This is a genomic window from Rhodoferax sp. PAMC 29310, from assembly GCF_017948265.1.
GTDB lineage: Bacteria > Pseudomonadota > Gammaproteobacteria > Burkholderiales > Burkholderiaceae_C > Rhodoferax.
Window position 1 is genome coordinate 4,391,821 of record NZ_CP072852.1, and the last position, 15,609, is coordinate 4,407,429.

The 15,609-nt window shown below is 57.7% G+C and carries 15 protein-coding genes; 7 read left to right on the top strand and 8 right to left on the bottom strand.

Features of this window, described 5'->3' with window-relative positions; translation table 11 throughout:
• The first annotated feature begins 1 nt into the window (after position 1).
• On the top strand, positions 2 to 424 hold the full coding sequence (locus J8G15_RS20400) for a BLUF domain-containing protein (RefSeq protein WP_210544708.1): 423 nt from the start codon (positions 2 to 4) through the stop codon (positions 422 to 424).
• Between the two features lie 55 nt (positions 425 to 479).
• Positions 480 to 1,343: a DUF429 domain-containing protein gene (locus J8G15_RS20405; RefSeq protein WP_210544710.1), complete on the top strand. Its 864-nt coding sequence runs from the start codon at positions 480 to 482 to the stop codon at positions 1,341 to 1,343.
• Between the two features lie 7 nt (positions 1,344 to 1,350).
• Here the strand turns inward: J8G15_RS20405 and J8G15_RS20410 are convergent, their stop codons facing one another.
• The 3 genes from J8G15_RS20410 to J8G15_RS20420 form a co-directional block, all read right to left on the bottom strand.
• Positions 1,351 to 2,193, bottom strand: coding sequence for a MinD/ParA family protein (locus J8G15_RS20410; protein ID WP_210544712.1), 843 nt, complete (start codon positions 2,191 to 2,193; stop codon positions 1,351 to 1,353).
• Positions 2,194 to 2,195: 2 nt separating this feature from the next.
• Positions 2,196 to 2,981, bottom strand: coding sequence for a GGDEF domain-containing protein (locus tag J8G15_RS20415; RefSeq protein WP_210544714.1), 786 nt, complete (start codon positions 2,979 to 2,981; stop codon positions 2,196 to 2,198).
• A gap of 103 nt (positions 2,982 to 3,084) precedes the next feature.
• Entirely contained in the window at positions 3,085 to 4,740 is a 1,656-nt protein-coding gene (locus tag J8G15_RS20420) for a SulP family inorganic anion transporter (RefSeq protein WP_210544715.1), read from the bottom strand.
• A gap of 74 nt (positions 4,741 to 4,814) precedes the next feature.
• Here J8G15_RS20420 and J8G15_RS20425 point away from each other — a divergent pair, with 74 nt between their 5' ends.
• Positions 4,815 to 5,309: a thermonuclease family protein gene (locus J8G15_RS20425; RefSeq protein WP_240538388.1), complete on the top strand. Its 495-nt coding sequence runs from the start codon at positions 4,815 to 4,817 to the stop codon at positions 5,307 to 5,309.
• A gap of 2 nt (positions 5,310 to 5,311) precedes the next feature.
• On the opposite strand, the gene J8G15_RS20430 is transcribed toward J8G15_RS20425, so the two are convergent.
• From J8G15_RS20430 to gpmA, 3 genes are all read right to left on the bottom strand, one after another.
• Positions 5,312 to 6,064 carry a molybdopterin-synthase adenylyltransferase MoeB gene (locus J8G15_RS20430; protein ID WP_210544719.1) on the bottom strand — a complete coding sequence of 251 codons (753 nt, stop codon included), beginning with the start codon at positions 6,062 to 6,064 and terminating at the stop codon, positions 5,312 to 5,314.
• 8 nt (positions 6,065 to 6,072) lie between these two features.
• Positions 6,073 to 7,545 carry a S41 family peptidase gene (locus J8G15_RS20435; RefSeq protein ID WP_210544721.1) on the bottom strand — a complete coding sequence of 491 codons (1,473 nt, stop codon included), beginning with the start codon at positions 7,543 to 7,545 and terminating at the stop codon, positions 6,073 to 6,075.
• A gap of 67 nt (positions 7,546 to 7,612) precedes the next feature.
• Entirely contained in the window at positions 7,613 to 8,356 is a 744-nt protein-coding gene (gene gpmA, locus J8G15_RS20440) for a 2,3-diphosphoglycerate-dependent phosphoglycerate mutase (RefSeq protein ID WP_210544723.1), read from the bottom strand.
• A 135-nt stretch (positions 8,357 to 8,491) separates the two neighbouring features.
• Here gpmA and J8G15_RS20445 point away from each other — a divergent pair, with 135 nt between their 5' ends.
• The 4 genes from J8G15_RS20445 (at position 8,492) to J8G15_RS20460 (ending at position 10,799) form a co-directional block, all read left to right on the top strand.
• Entirely contained in the window at positions 8,492 to 8,899 is a 408-nt protein-coding gene (locus J8G15_RS20445) for a rhodanese-like domain-containing protein (RefSeq protein ID WP_210544725.1), read from the top strand.
• Between the two features lie 33 nt (positions 8,900 to 8,932).
• The gene (grxC, locus tag J8G15_RS20450; protein ID WP_210544727.1) at positions 8,933 to 9,193 is read left to right on the top strand and encodes a glutaredoxin 3; all 261 of its coding nucleotides are present in this window, start codon (positions 8,933 to 8,935) and stop codon (positions 9,191 to 9,193) included.
• Between the two features lie 76 nt (positions 9,194 to 9,269).
• Positions 9,270 to 9,728, top strand: coding sequence for a protein-export chaperone SecB (gene secB, locus J8G15_RS20455; RefSeq protein WP_210544729.1), 459 nt, complete (start codon positions 9,270 to 9,272; stop codon positions 9,726 to 9,728).
• 51 nt (positions 9,729 to 9,779) lie between these two features.
• On the top strand, positions 9,780 to 10,799 hold the full coding sequence (locus tag J8G15_RS20460; RefSeq protein ID WP_210544732.1) for an NAD(P)H-dependent glycerol-3-phosphate dehydrogenase: 1,020 nt from the start codon (positions 9,780 to 9,782) through the stop codon (positions 10,797 to 10,799).
• A 54-nt stretch (positions 10,800 to 10,853) separates the two neighbouring features.
• Here the strand turns inward: J8G15_RS20460 and cphA (J8G15_RS20465) are convergent, their stop codons facing one another.
• On the bottom strand, positions 10,854 to 13,430 hold the full coding sequence (cphA, locus tag J8G15_RS20465) for a cyanophycin synthetase (RefSeq protein WP_210544734.1): 2,577 nt from the start codon (positions 13,428 to 13,430) through the stop codon (positions 10,854 to 10,856).
• A 3-nt stretch (positions 13,431 to 13,433) separates the two neighbouring features.
• Positions 13,434 to 15,602, bottom strand: coding sequence for a cyanophycin synthetase (gene cphA, locus J8G15_RS20470; protein ID WP_210544736.1), 2,169 nt, complete (start codon positions 15,600 to 15,602; stop codon positions 13,434 to 13,436).
• Positions 15,603 to 15,609: the final 7 nt, after the last annotated feature.

Consider the following 15,609-nt stretch of genomic DNA (forward strand, 5'->3'; position numbering starts at 1 on the left):
TATGTTGGTTCGATTACTTTATGCAAGCCGCGCGGTGGATACCACCGCCTCCGCTATTGAAACGATTCTTGCAACGTCTCGTCAGCACAATCCGGAGTGCGGCATCACCGGAATTCTTTGTTATGGCGGTGGTATTTTCCTGCAAGCCATCGAGGGCGGACGCATGCCTGTGAGCGAGTTGTACAGCCATATCCAGCGAGATCCGCGGCACAAAGATGTGGTGCTTCTGCACTACGAGGAAATCCAGGAGAGGCGCTTTGGCGGCTGGACCATGGGCCAGGTCAATATGTCCAAGATCAACGCGTCTATCTTGCTCAAATACGCTGAAAAACCAGTGTTGGACCCCTACTCGGTGTCGGGCAGTGTGTCGCTGGCCCTTTTGGAGGAACTTATGGCCACCGCTTCGATCATTGGACGGGCTTAAGACACCGGCCGCAGACAAGCGAAGGGCCGAGTCTCCTGTTTTTATTCCGTTTGCTGTGCCAGTCCCCCTGCCAGTTTCTTTGGTGGGTTGTGATTTCTCCAGTAGCCCCAGTCGCCAGAAACCAATTGTTTTAGCACTGGGAGCATTGCTAGGTGGTCGGGTTCAGCTATTAAATTTGAAGTACTTCCAGTCCTTGCCTGACTTTGGGGACTGGCTGAAACAAGCGGATGACTGGGTGGGTGGTTTCGATCTGCCGTTTGGATTGCCGCGTGAATTGATCGAGGCCTTGGGATGGCCGAATGCATGGGAACCGTGCATTCGGCACTATTGCGCGATGAGCCGCCCTGAAATCCGACAGGTGTTTTCCGATTTTTGTAACTCGCGACCTGCTGGTGGAAAGTTCGCCCACCGAGCCACAGACTCCTTGGCCGGATCCAGTCCCTCGATGCGGTGGGTCAATCCACCAGTGGCGTATATGTTGCACGCGGGCGTGCCCTTGTTGCTAGATGCTGGCGTTCAATTGGCGGGCTTGCACTCAGGCGCTCTCGACAACCTGAACGACGCCGGTCAACCACGTCGCGTGGCTCTGGAGGCCTACCCGGGCATGTTGGCGCGTGAGATTCTGGGCCGACGAAGTTACAAGAGTGATGACCGCGCCAAGCAATCCGCCGATCGCCTGATTGCCCGCAAGGATCTGGTCACCGCCCTGGAACAGGGTCGCACGCATTTGGGTCTGCGGCTCAAGCTCAGTCATGCCCAACGCGATGCGCTGGTGGATGATGCACGGGGTGACTCCCTGGACGCGGTGCTTTGCCTCATGCAGGCCGGTTGGGCGCAGACCCAGCAGTCCAACGGTGAACCCTGCTATGGACTGCCAACTGACATGGATTTGCTCGAGGGTTGGATCGTCACCGCTTGAGCCGGCTTCAGATCGCTGTGGGTCGATCCACCACGGAATCTGCCAATTTACCTGCCAATTGGGAGATGGCCATGGCGGCGGGACAACCTGGGGTTGTTTGCAGTAGCAATTGACGGCGCATCACGGCCTGTCGCACGGAGGGGTCTGCCGGAATATCGCCCATGTGGATCAAACGCACCGCGCGTCCGGGCTCGCTGGGCACAAACCGAGCAAGGACCTGTTGCAGCTGAGCCGTGATGGCTCGCCCGTCGCCCATGCGGGCCGTCTGATTAACCACGACGCGAATAGTCTGTCGTTTTTGCTGACCGACAAGCACCTTGATGGTGGCATATGCATCCGTGAGCGAGGTCGGCTCAGGCGTTGCGACCACCAGTACTTCTGAGGCCAGCGAGACTGCAAACAGCACCACGTCCGAAATGCCTGCGCCGGTGTCGAGCAAGACAATGTCGTAGTGGGGGATTAGGCTGCCCATGACTTGCAGGAAATCGTCGCGTACCTTGGGTGTCAATCTTGAATACTCGACCATTCCAGAACCCGCCAGCAGTACCGAGAATCCACTTGGCGCTTTGACAATGGCTTCTTCCAATTTGGCTTTGCCCGTAAACACATCATGCAGCGTGAGTTTGGGGTAAAGGTTGAGAACGACATCAAGGTTCGCCAAGCCAAGGTCGGCATCAAGCACCAGGACACGAAGTCCCCGTTTGGCAAGGGCTGCAGCCAGATTCGCGGACACAAAAGTCTTGCCGACGCCGCCTTTTCCACTCGTAATGGCCAGCACTTTGGCCAATGGTTTTAACGGGGGAGCGACATTGGTAGTCTGCTCGAGCGGCGGGTTGAGGACATCGCTCATGATCAGTTCATCCTAGTCGTTGTACCGGTGGGGGTACTTCTGGAGGCGTCACTGCCAATACTTTCGATCCACGCGGGATCACCGGCGGCCAAATGACCGAATAGCATGTTTTTTTCCTCGGCACTCACAGAAATTTCTTGTTGAACGTCAATGCAAGCGCGATTGCGTCCCTCGGCTTTGGCGCGGTAAAGCAGGGCGTCTGCGCGCTCCACCCACAGGGCCGGTGTGGAGCGGATCCAGATTGGTGCAAATGACCCACCGACGCTGACCGTCACCTCGATACTCTGAACTGGTGACACGGGGACGGCGAGTGCTTTGACGGCCTCCCTGATGCGTTCGGCCACAATTTTTCCAAACGAGGCCAAGCAACTGGGCAATATCACTGCAAACTCCTCTCCACCGTATCGGGCCACGGTGTCCATCGGACGCACGCACGACGCCAGACATTTCGCAATCGCTTGCAGGACCAGATCGCCAGCATGGTGACCGTAGGTGTCGTTGACCTTCTTGAAGTGATCAATGTCCAGCATCAACAGGAGTGCAGGTTCACCAGACCGAGCGGCGACATCAATTTCCCGGCTGAGAACAGTATGAAAATGCCGTCGATTGGCCAGTCCAGTGAGTGGATCCTTGAGCGAAAGTTCACAAAGACCATCAAGAATACTTTGCAGCAGTTGCGTCGGAGAGCTTTCCAGCTCGGACAAGCGGTTTGCCGGGTCATGTCCAACTAGGGCGCGTGCGTCATCCAAGCGCAATTCACGCAGATCGATCGCTGACGATGGAATCATAGTGGCCACAGGCAAGCTGGAAATTCAAAAAATTAAGTCTAACAGGACAGGAATGGATGAGGCGTTGAAATCAGCCTAATTGCCTGGCTACTTCTGGGCCAAATTAAGTGTCCAGATCATGAAACGACTTCAGTGCTTCAGCGTCGGTTCGATACATCACAGGCTGATCAGGGTTTTCCAGTTCACCCGCCTTTCGAAGCAACACTTCAACCGGCAACTTGAGTCCGCTTAAATGTAGTGTCACCCCTTGCGCAACGAGTGTTTCGCGGAGTTGGGAGAAGGCTTGAACGCCGGTTGCGTCAATCCGGTTGATGGGTTGGGCAAACAAGCAGACGTGCTGCAGTCCAGGGTGCGCGGCAAGATGCTCGGAGATTGCTTGCAACAGGCTGCTGGCCGACGCGAAATCAAGCTCAGCGTCCATGCGCAGCGCATACACGTCGGGGGCAATCGGGTCCAGATGCCAAAGGTGACGGTCACGCAAGCTGCCGTCGGGGTGCAAACCCACTTCGATGATGCGTGGATGCAAGCGTTGGTACAGAAAATAACTCAGCCCCATCAGCATGCCGGTCAAAACGCCCCAATGCAATGCCGGCGCGGCCGCCACAGTGATGCCCAACGTCACAGCAGCTGTGCTGGTCTCAATTCGAGAGACGCGCCAGAGTTGGGTGAACGCCTGCGGCTTGATCAGCCCGGATATTGCTGTCAGGACGATGGCCGCGAGAATCGACTGAGGCACGTGGCTCAAGATGCTGGTGAAAGCCAGCAACACAATCAGAACCACTCCGACTGAAGCCACCGTGGCCCAGCCAGAACGGGCGCCCGCGTACAAGGTCAGTGCCGAACGGGAAAATGAGGAGCTGGTCGGAAATGCGCCGCACAAGCCCGCAGTGATTTTCCCCATGCCTTGTCCGATCAAGTCTTGGTCCTGGTTCCATCGACGACCGGCCTTCTCGTTGTCAACCTTGGCACTGGCGGCAGTCTCCAGAAAACTGACCAGCGCAATCACCAGGGTGGGCAAGAGCAGGTTGCTCAGCGTTCGCCAACCAGGAAGTTCGGGAATGTAGAGTGCGGGCAACCCTTGCGGCAAGGGTCCCACGACAGCGCCACCGCTGGCTGCAAATCCAGTCCAGTGGCTTATGCCGGCGGAAGCCAGCACGATGAGCAAAACTGCCGGAAACGTGGGCCTCCATCGTTTGGCCAGTGTCAACAGTATGAGGCAACTCAAGCCGAATGCAGCTGAAGGAAGATGCCAGTTGGACGGACTCCACATCTGGAACCATGGACCTTTCATTCCCAGCAGGGCCGGCAACTGGGAGCCAATGATCAGCAAGGCGGCCCCTTGGGTGAACGCCATCAGGACAGGCGCACTCACCAGGTTCAGTAGCCAGCCAAATCGCATCAAGCCCAGGCATACTTGCATTGCGCCAGTCAACAAGGCCAGCCATACGGCCAACTCCACCCACTGTGCGCTGCCAGGCTCAGCAAGCCCAGTCAGCGATGTGCCAACCAGCAAGCAGGTCAGCGCGGTGGGGCCCACAGAAAGGCGTCTTGACGCACTGAAAAGAACGGCAATCAAAGCGGGCAACATCGCTGCATAAATGCCCGTCACCAAGGGCATTCCGGCCAACGCCGCATAGGCCACTCCCTGCGGAATCACCATCAAGCCGACTGACAGACCCGCCAGCATGTCGGCACGTAGCAAGGCGGGGGTCGGGCGGGGCCAGGTCAGGAAAGGAAAAAGGCGAAACAACAGAGACATGGCCGTGAAGCGTATCAGGTCAGCTATCCTCGCGCCTGCTCATGCGATTGCCACTACCTCTCAATTTATCGTTGGTGAATCACCGCGACTGCGTCTTTGCATTTTTGTTGTTCAGCATTTCGGCTCATGGTACGGAGCTGATGACGGCCCGAGTGACCCATGTGACGGATGGCGACACCTTGTGGGTGCAGCCGGACTCTGGAGGTTCGCCGTTGAAACTTCGCCTGGAAGGCATTGATGCACCTGAGATTTGTCAGACGGGCGGCGAGGCGTCGCGCAATGCGTTGAGCACCCTCACAATTCATCGAACACTGACGGTCAGCACTCGCAGCTATGACGACTATGGGCGCGGCCTGGCCCGGTTGATTTATCAGGGGCAAGATGTCGGTGCAGAAATGGTCCGCAGTGGACAGGCTTGGTCTTATAGATGGCGCAATAGTTTGGGTCCCTACGCTTTGGAAGAGCAGGCTGCGCGGCATGATCGGAAAGGTCTCTTTTCGCAGGCTGGCGCACAGTTGCCGCGAGAGTTCCGGCAGCAGCACGGCTCTTGCTTTCCCCGAAAACCTTAGTGCTAGTGAGGCGCGCCGCAAACGGGGCAGCCGGCCTGGCGCCCAATGCGGACCTCGGTGAATTCCATAGCACGACCATCCAGCATGACCAAGCGCCCGGTGAGCGGGCGACCAGCACCACTCAGCAACTTAAGAGCTTCCGCGGCCTGCATGGAGCCAATGATGCCGACCAAGGGGGCGAACACGCCCATCGTGGCGCAACGGGTTTCTGTTAATCCCTCATCAGGTGGGAACACACAGGCATAACAAGGAGACTTTGTGTCACGCAGGTCGTACACGCACACTTGACCGTCAAAACGAATGGCTGCGCCCGAAACAAGCGGTTTGCCGTGTTTGACACAGGCGGCGTTGATGCTGTGGCGCGTGGCGAAGTTGTCACAGCAATCCAGGACCACATCAGCCTTCGCAACCAGGAGATCAAGCAAGGTGGGGTCTGCGCGGGCAAGAACGGGCTCTACGGTGACGGTTGGGTTCAGCGAGGCAATGGCTACTTGGGCGGAAGTCACTTTAGGCTGACCCACCCGGCTCATGCTGTGGGCAATTTGACGCTGCAAATTGGTCATGTCCACCGTGTCGTTGTCCACGATGGTGATGTGCCCTACACCGGCCGAGCCTAAAAATAGCGCGACAGGGGATCCCAGTCCCCCTGCGCCAATGATCAGGGCCCGACTGCCCATGATGCGCTCCTGTCCCTCTACGCTGATCTCATCAAGCAAGATGTGGCGCGAGTAGCGCAGAAGCTCTTCATCGGTCATGCCAGCGACTATTCTTCTTTCTTTTCTTCTTCGCGTGCCACCATGGTCTTGCTGACCAGGACGGGCAAGCCCTTGAGCTGATTGATAGCCTGCTTGAGCTGAAAGTCTTTGTCAGAGCCAAATTCAGGGATGACGCGGTCGGCGACAGGTTTCTTCAGTTCTTCTTCCAGTCGCTTGCGAGCTTCTTCCCGGGCTTTCTCGCGGGTGTCGTCCTTCACTTCTCCGCCTTGACGGTTATTCAGGTGCTTTTCAAGATCGGCCTCACGAGTGCGCAACGCGGCAAAGAGGTTGCCTTCCTCCGTCTCGTCGATCATCACGTCTGGAATAATGCCTTTGGCTTGAATCGACTTGCCGCTGGGGGTGTAGTAGCGGCTGGTCGTCAGTTTGAGGGCTGCTGTGGGGCAGTTGTCCATGCGGAACGAGGAATCCAGGCAAACTGCCGTTTGCACCGAGCCTTTGCCAAAAGTCTGGTTGCCCAGGACGGCGGCCCGTTTGTGGTCTTGGAGCGCCCCGGCCACAATTTCACTCGCGGATGCGGAACCCTCATTCACCAGAACAATCAAGGGCACGGTTTTCAGTGCACCGTTGGTGACTTCGTTCAAATGCTTCAGTGGGTCAGGCCCACCGCGGCGCTGATAGAACTGTGGCGACGCCTTGAACGTGAATTTGCTTTCTGCCAATTGGCCGTTGGCCGACACAACCGTCACGTTCTCAGGCAGGAAGGCGGCAGAGATGGCAACCGCTGCGTCCAGGTAGCCGCCCGGATCGTTGCGCAAATCAAGCACCAGCCCTTTTAGGCGGGGTTCTTGCTTGTAAATTTCTTCCATCTTGCGGGCGAAGTCTTCAACCGTGCGCTCCTGGAACTGGCTGAGGCGAATCCAGGCATATCCGGGTTCAATGACCTTGCTGCGGACCGATTGTGTGCGAATCTCCTCGCGGATGATCGTGACCGGAAACGACCGGTTCTCAGCCTTGCGGAAAATGGTCAGTACCACCTTGGTGTTGGGGTCGCCTCGCATGCGTTTGACGCCTTCATTGAGCGTCAGCCCTTTGACGGGGGTGTCATCAATCTTGGTGATCAGGTCATTGGGTTTGAGGCCGGCGCGAAAAGCGGGGGAGCCCTCAATGGGCGACACAACTTTGATCAAGCCGTCTTCTTGGGAGATCTCGATGCCAACACCGACAAATTTGCCGGTGGTTCCCTCATTGAAGTCCTTGAGGGCTTTTTTGTCGAGGTAGACGGAGTGTGGATCCAGACCCGCCACCATGCCGGCAATCGCATCGGTGATCAGCTTTTTGTCGTCGACTGGTTCAACGTAGTTGCTCTTGATCATGCCGAACACAGCTGTCAGTTGCTGTATCTCCTCCATCGGCAATGGCTCCAAAGTGCCTCGCGCCACTGTTTGCAATGAGACGGTGGTCAAGGCCCCCGCCATCACGCCCAGCGAAATCCAACCCGTAATTTTCAGTTTTTGACCCATATATATTCCTGTGTCATTCCAATGTACACGGTTGGAGCGTTGCTCGCCGAAGAGGTTCCGGATTTACTTACGCTTTACCCTGAGATGCCACAGCGGCCGCCGCTTTGGCCGCCGCTTCTGCATCGCCGAGGTAGTAATGGCGAATTGGTTTAAGGTTTTCATCCAGCTCGTACACCAACGGAATGCCATTGGGGATATTCAGACCGACGATGTCGTCGTCGGAAATATCGTCCAGGTACTTCACCAAGGCGCGAATCGAATTGCCGTGCGCCGCGACCACCACCCGTTTGCCTGCTTTGATAGCAGGAGCCAATGCGTCCTCCCAAAAGGGCATGACGCGTGCGACCGTGTCCTTCAAACACTCGGTCAGTGGCACTTGATCGGGTGTCAGCTTGGCGTAGCGGAGGTCACTGCGTTCGCAGCGAGGATCAGTCGCTTCCAGAGCAGGAGGTGGCGTGTCGTAGCTGCGACGCCAGATCAACACTTGGGCATCGCCGTATTTTTTGGCAGTCTCACCTTTGTTGAGGCCTTGCAAAGCGCCGTAATGGCGCTCATTCAAGCGCCAGCTTTTGACAACGGGCAACCAGGTGCGGTCCATTTCGTCCAGCACATGCCAAAGCGTGCGCGTGGCGCGCTTGAGCACGCTGGTGTAGGCAATGTCAAACTCATAGCCATCGGCCTTGAGCAATCTTCCCCCTGCCTGGGCTTGTTCAATGCCGGTGGGCGTAAGGTCAACGTCCGTCCAGCCTGTAAAACGGTTGTCAAGGTTCCAAGTGGATTCGCCGTGGCGGATAAGCACTAGTTTGTACATGGTGTGTAAGCAATCAGGTTACCCCAACGTCTCTGAAAACAGGACATTGGGTGAGGCAAAACAGAGAATGAGAGCGCGACGCGCGCCTGCATTCTAAAATGTCAGGTTTACCGTCGGTTACTTACAAGGAACAAAGTGAAATTTATTCTCGACAACTGGATGATCCTGAGCGTCGCACTGGCCTCTGGGGGAATGCTCCTGTGGCCTACGCTGATGGGGGGTGGAGCGGGCGCTTTGAGCGCTGCAGCCGCCGTTCAGCTCATCAATCGTGAAAAAGCGGTGGTCATTGATATTTGTGAAGCCTCCGAGTTTGCCACTGGTCACGTCGGCGGTGCCAAGAACATCCCGCTGAGTCAACTGGAAGAGAAGCTGCCTTCTTTGGTGAAAAACAAGGGCGTGCCACTCATCTTGGTTTGCCAGTCCGGTGCGCGTTCAGGCCGGGCGACGGCGATAGCCAAGAAATTGGGCTACGAGAAGGCACAGTCCTTGTCGGGTGGTCTGGCCGCTTGGCGCACCGCCAATCTTCCCGTCGAGAAGTCTTGAAATCACGCATTGAATTGATTGAGGAGCTATTGCATGCAAGTTGTCAAAATTTACACCACAGGAACCTGCCCCTATTGCATCCGCGCCAAACAAATTCTTCAAGCGAATGGTGTCGAGCAGATGGACGAAATTCGTGTTGATGAGGTGCCCGAGCAGCGCGTCAAAATGATGAAAATCACCGGTCGGCGCACCGTGCCCCAAATTTTCATTGGCGCGACCCATGTGGGTGGCTGTGATGATTTGGTGGCGCTGGAGAGTCAGGGCGGCTTGAAATCTTTGCTGAATTCCGCCTGAGATAATCGGCGATCGATTCCCTGTGTCCGCTCCCAGTATCGCGGCGCGGACTTTGTTTTAACGAAAGAGAAATACCATGGCAGAACAAGAAACCCCAATTTTCCAGATCCAACGCGTTTATTTGAAAGAGGCGTCTCTGGAGCAGCCCAATTCGCCTGCCATCCTGTTGGAACAAGAGTCCCCAACGGTGGACATTCAACTGGGTGTCAATGCAGCGCCCGTGGCAGAAGGCGTTTTCGAGGTTTCAGTGACTGCCACGGTGCAGACCAAAATCAAAGACAAAACCGTTTTTCTGGTGGAAGCCACACAGGCCGGAATTTTCGAGATTCGCCACCTGCCTGAAGAGCAGATGGGGCAGATCATGGGCATTGCTTGCCCACAAATTGTTTACCCCTACTTGCGCGGTAACGTGGCCGACTTGATCTCGCGTGCTGGATTCCCGCCCGTGCATTTGTCGGAAATCAATTTCCAGGCCATGTACGAGCAGCAAAAAGCCAACGCCGAAGAGGAAGCTCCCAGCATTGTTACTCAGTAAATTTTGGGGTCAAATCCCCGACAAGTCTCCGTCCTTGCTCGATAGGCTGCTATGAATATGGTAGTAATCGGAGCAGGGGCCTGGGGCACAGCGCTGGCCATCAGCGCTGCCCAAAATTCTTTGAACTTGCACGCGGTGACTCTGTGGGCGCGCGACGCCGAGCAGGCCGCCGCCATGCAGCTTCATCGGGAAAACATTCGCTATCTGGCAGGAAGCCCTTTCCCAGCGTCACTGGCCGTCAGCTCAGTGGCGATCAGCCCCTCACTTGGACAATTGGTCCAGCATGCCGATTTGGTGATTGTGGCGACGCCCATGGCGGGCCTGCGAGACATGCTGGCCCAAATTGCATCGACGCGGGTGCCTGTGGCTTGGTTGTGCAAAGGCTTTGAAGCCGCAGAAGATGGTCGTCTTGGCTTTTTGGGTCACGAAATTCAATCGCAAGTTGCCCCTGATCTGGTGGCGGGTGTTTTGAGTGGTCCCAGTTTTGCGCAAGAAGTGGCGGGTGGTCAACCCACCGCCCTGGTAGCGGCAAGTGCGCACGAATCGGTGCGCCACGCGTTGGTGACGGCGTTTCATAGCCCCAACCTTCGGGTCTACGCCAACGATGACATCGTCGGTGTGGAAGTGGGTGGAGCCGTGAAGAATGTGCTGGCTATTGCCACAGGCCTTTGTGATGGACTGGATCTGGGTCTGAATGCCCGCGCCGCCCTGATTACGCGGGGGCTGGCGGAAATGACCCGTTTGGGGCTCGCATTGGGCGCCCGGGCCGAAACTTTCATGGGCCTGTCCGGCTTGGGTGACTTGGTACTCACAGCGACCGGTGACTTGAGCCGCAACCGTCGGGTCGGTCTGTTGTTGTCTCAGGGGAAAACTTTGCAGCAAGCGGTCACCTCGCTGGGGCATGTTGCCGAGGGGGTCTACAGCGCCCGCACGGTTGTGCGGCGTGCCCAGAGCCTGGGGGTTGAGATGCCCATCAGCGAAGGCGTCTTGGCGCTGCTTGATGGACGGGTGCAGCCTGAGCAGGCCGTGGCCGATCTGATGGGACGGGACCCGGTCGACGAGGTGGTCTGAGTCAGGGTCTGGCGCCAATCGATAGGCGCCAGACTCTTTCTCGGCTCAAATCGGCTAGCCCGCGTCTTGCGCGATTCGGCTCGCAATATGGGCCAGCGCTTCTTCCACCTGGTCCACCAAAATCAGACACAAGTCGCCTTCACTCAGACTTGCCAGCGCAGTGTCAATGGCCAGAAACTCCCCCTGAATCTCCTTGGTGACCTTCGTTCGACTGGCGTTGGACAAACCTGCGCGCAACAGCGCCACAACTTCACCGTCTGCGCGTCCGCGTTGGCACTGGTCTTGGTACAAAACCACCTCGTCAAATGCAGCGCCCAGGATCTCGGTCTGTTGGCGAATATCCTCATCCCGCCGATCGCCGGCACCACTGATCACGACCGAGCGCCGTTTGCCCGGCATGTTGTCCACGGCCTGAACCAGAGCGGCAATGGCATCCGGGTTGTGCCCATAGTCGGCAATCAGCGTTGCGCCGCGGTAATTGAACAGGTTGAAACGCCCTTGGGCGTTATTGGCGTCGTTCTCAAAACTGGCCAATCCATTTTGAATCGTGCCCCAGTCGATGCCCAGCGCCCAAGCTGCGCCGACGGAGGCCATCACGTTTTCAACCTGAAAACCAATGGTTCCACCGCGGGTGATCGGGATTTGAGCCAATGCAATCCTATGCACTGAACTGCCTTCTGCGGCCACCAAGTGCCCATCTTCGACAAACACTGCGCGCCGCCCCAACGCCAAATGAGTGGTCATCACGGGGTGGTAGCGGTCCAAGGCAAAGTAAGTCACTGTGCCCCGGCAATGCGGAGCCATGGTGACAACATTCGGATCCGTTGCATTCAGGACGGCTACGCCGCCGTCTTTGATGTTTTGAACAATGACGCGCTTGAGCACCGCCAAGTCATTCACCGAGGTGATGTAGTTCAAGCCCAGGTGATCGCCGCTGCCGATATTGGTGACCACGGCCACGTCGCACCGGTCAAAGGCCAAGCCCTCACGCAACATGCCGCCACGGGCTGTCTCAAGCACCGCTGCGTCGACGTCAGGGTGCTGCAGCACGCTGCGTGCACTCTTGGGGCCGCTGCAATCGCCCGTGTCAATGCGCTGACCTTCGATGTAGACACCATCCGTGCTGGTCATGCCAACTCGCAGGCCACTGTGGGTTAGCAAGTGGGCAATAACCCGCACGGTTGTGGTTTTTCCGTTGGTTCCGGTGACCGCGACCAATGGAATGCGACCGTTTTCTGTGTCTCCAAACATGCTGGAAATAATCGCCTCGCCCACGGGGCGACCTTTGCCATAAGACGGGGAAAGGTGCATGCGCAAGCCTGGCGCCGCGTTCACCTCGACCACGCCGCCGCCCTGGCCTTCAAGTGGATGCGCAATGCTGTCGCACACCACGTCGACGCCGCAAATGTCCAGACCGACCATCTGAGCGGCCGCGACTGCGCGCTCGGCAATGGCGGGGTGCACATCGTCGGTCACGTCGGTGGCCGAGCCACCGGTGGAGAGGTTGGCGTTGTGACGCAAGGGAATGCGCTGTCCGAAGGGGGTGATTGACTCGGCTGTCAGGCCCTGCGTGGCCAGGCAAGCCAACGCGATATCGTCGAACCGAATTTGAGTGAGTGAAGTGGAATGACCTGTGCCACGGCGGGGGTCGCTGTTTACCTCGTCAACCAGCTCCCGCACTGTGTGAACCCCGTCACCGACGACGTGAGGCGCGGCTCGTCTGGCGGCAGCCACCAGCTTGTCGCCAACGACCAGCAGCCTGAAATCGTGGCCCGGCATGAAGCGCTCGACCAGAATGTCGTCGCTGAAGTGGGCGGCAGCGGCATACGCCGTATCCAATTGCTCCCGTGACGTGATGTTGACTGTCACACCCTTGCCCTGATTGCCGGCTTTAGGCTTGAGCACCACGGGTAGCCCAATTTCGCACGCGGCCGCCCAGGCGTCTTCAGGCGTATCGACCTCGCGACCCATCGGCACAGGGACGCCAGCAGCGGCTAACAGTTTTTTGGTGAGTTGTTTGTCTTGTGCAATAGCTTCCGCGATAGCGCTGGTGCTGTCCATCTCGGCGGCTTGAATGCGACGCTGTTTGCTGCCCCAGCCAAACATGATCATGCTGCCCTCAGTCATGCGCCGATAGGGAATATTGTGCGCCAATGCGGCGTCCGCAATCGAGCCCGTGCTGGGTCCCAATCGCACGTCTTCGTCCAGATTCCGCAACTGCTCAAGCGCTTTGTCGAGGTCAAATTCGGTGTCGTTTTGAGCGGCCAGGCACAGGGCCTCAGCCAGTTCCAGTGCCAGACGGCCAACAGCTTCCTCTGAATAACCAAAGACCACTTGGTAAACACCTTGATCAACCGTTGGCGCGGTGCGGCGAAAAGTGGCGGGGCTGCCGGCCTGGGATTGCAGGTCAATGGCGGCGACGCCCAGCACGTGTGCCAGGGTGATTTTGTCGTCGTGTCCGGCTGGCTGAAGGGGGCTGATCGCTGGAAAACGGGTACGCAGACGAACTTCAAAACCAGTTTCAGCGGTAATTGCACATTCTTGAGCGGTGCACGTGACTACTGCCTCAATAGCCGTGTGTTGTGTCCATAGGTTGGGGCCGCGAAGGGCTCGGATGCGGGAGACTTCCATGGCTCAAATACTCTTTTTCGATGTTGAATCAAAGGTGCGAAGTCCGGCACCAATCAGTTCGGGTGACAGGCCCAAGGCCCAGGCGGCCGCGACTGCGGCCATCACCATTTCGGGCTGGTCAGCTTTGCTGGGCTTCAGGGTATTGAGTGGGATGCTGCCCACTTCCTCCATGCCCTGGCTCAACACAATGTGTTGCTTGTGAAGATACACCACACGTTCACCACCCACACGGTGGTTGGCAATGGCAGGGAGTTTGGCGTCCAGCCCGTAAAAAATAACGTTGCCGTCACACAGTGGGGCCATTTGGACGACTTGTGGGTCAGCCGCGTTCAGCACAGCGGTGCCGGAGGGGAGAATCACGTCCACCTGGGTGCGAATCACGTTGTAGAGCTTGTCCGAGGTGTCAATATAAAACTCGCTCAGACTCTCAAAGTCGCTGACGTCGGTAACTACGCCCACGGAGCATTTGTCGTAGGCCAGGCCTTCGCTCAGGATCATTCGGCTGCTATTCTCAAACACGCCTGCGTCCACGCCGCGGTTGATCAACACCCGCTCGGACCCCTCCCAATTGACGCCATCCTTGGCCTCAACCTGGCGGTTGCCCAGAAAAAATCCATCCTGGCAGGACAGGCCCACATGCTTGCCGCTGATGAAAAGCAGCCAAGCCACCAAGCGCGCGATGCGCGTGGTGTTGCGTGTGCCTGTTACGCCCACTACAGGAATGCGTCCGTTCTTGTCGGCGTCAAACAGGTGCTCAATGATTGCCTTGCCAATGGGGCGAGGCGAGCCCGCAGCGGGCTTTAAATGGGCCAGCAGGCCGGGGCTGGCGTTGACTTCGACCACCGCACCTCTTTGTGAAGTCAGCGGCTTGGAGATGTCTTCCAGCACCATGTCAACACCGGCAATGTCCAGCCCGACCACCCGCGCCGCCAGGGCAGCCATGGCGGCCACGGTGGGGTGCATGATGTCGGTCACATCATTGGAGACGTTGCCGTTGCGTTGAATCAGCACAGTTTTATCTTTGGCCGGAATGGAGGCCGCCGTGAACCCTTGGCGCTCCAAATCGAGCTGAATCTCCGCTGATTTGTCTGGCTCAATCAGCCCCAACGGTGCGTCTTCGTTGATGCCGCGCCGTGGGTCGGAGTTGAGCTGGCTGTTCACCAGTTCCAGAATGGTGGATTGGCCGTCTCCAGTCACCGAGGCAGTTTCGCCCCGAGCGGCGGCAATCACACGTTTGCCGACAATAAGCAGACGATGCTCGTTGCCCGGGATAAATTGCTCGATGATGACGCCACCGCTGCCTTGGCCCTGGGCCAGAGTAAACGCTGCTTCCACGTCATGGCGTTGGTCCAGATCCAGTGACACGCCCCGGCCGTGGTTGCCGTCTTCGGGCTTGATGGCCACGGGAAGGCCCACGTCTTGAGCAACTTCCCAAGCCTCTTCCACTGTTTGTACCAACTGACCTTGAGGCACCGGTACGCCACAAGCGCTGAGCAGCGACTTGGTCAAGTCTTTGTCGCCGGCAATTTCTTCGGCAATCGCACTGGTGTGATCGGTCTCGGCGGTCCAGATGCGGCGTTGGCTGCTGCCATGGCCCAGCTGAACCAAATTACCCTCCGTTAGCCGAATATGAGGAATTCCCCGGTCGGTTGCCGCATCCACAATGTGGGCGGTACTGGGTCCCAAGCACAAGGAGTCGACCATGTCTCTCAGCTTCACGATCGTGGAGTCGAGGTCATAGGGGAGGTCGTCAATGGCGGCCATGAGCAAGTCATTGGCTGCGGCCAGTGCGGCACGCCCGACTTGTTCCTGGCGGGTGCGAAAAGCCATTTTGTACACCCCGCGCACCGAGGTTTCACGGGCTTTCCCAAAGCCACTCTGCATGCCGGCCAGGTTCTGCAGCTCGATAACAACATGTTCCAGAATGTGAGCGGCCCACGTGCCATCTCGCAAGCGCTGCAGAAAACCGCCAGGCTCGCCCACGCCGCAGCGATGGGCTTGCAGCCCGGGCAGCAGGGCAGTCAGGCGCTCATACAGACCTGGAATGGTGTTGGAGGGTTGGTCTTCCAGTGCCCCAATGTCGACCCAAGCCTCGATGACCGGACGATAGGTCCAGATATTGGGGCCGCGCAAATAGGTAACACGCAGTAACTTAATGGTAGTTGTCGTCATGAATCTC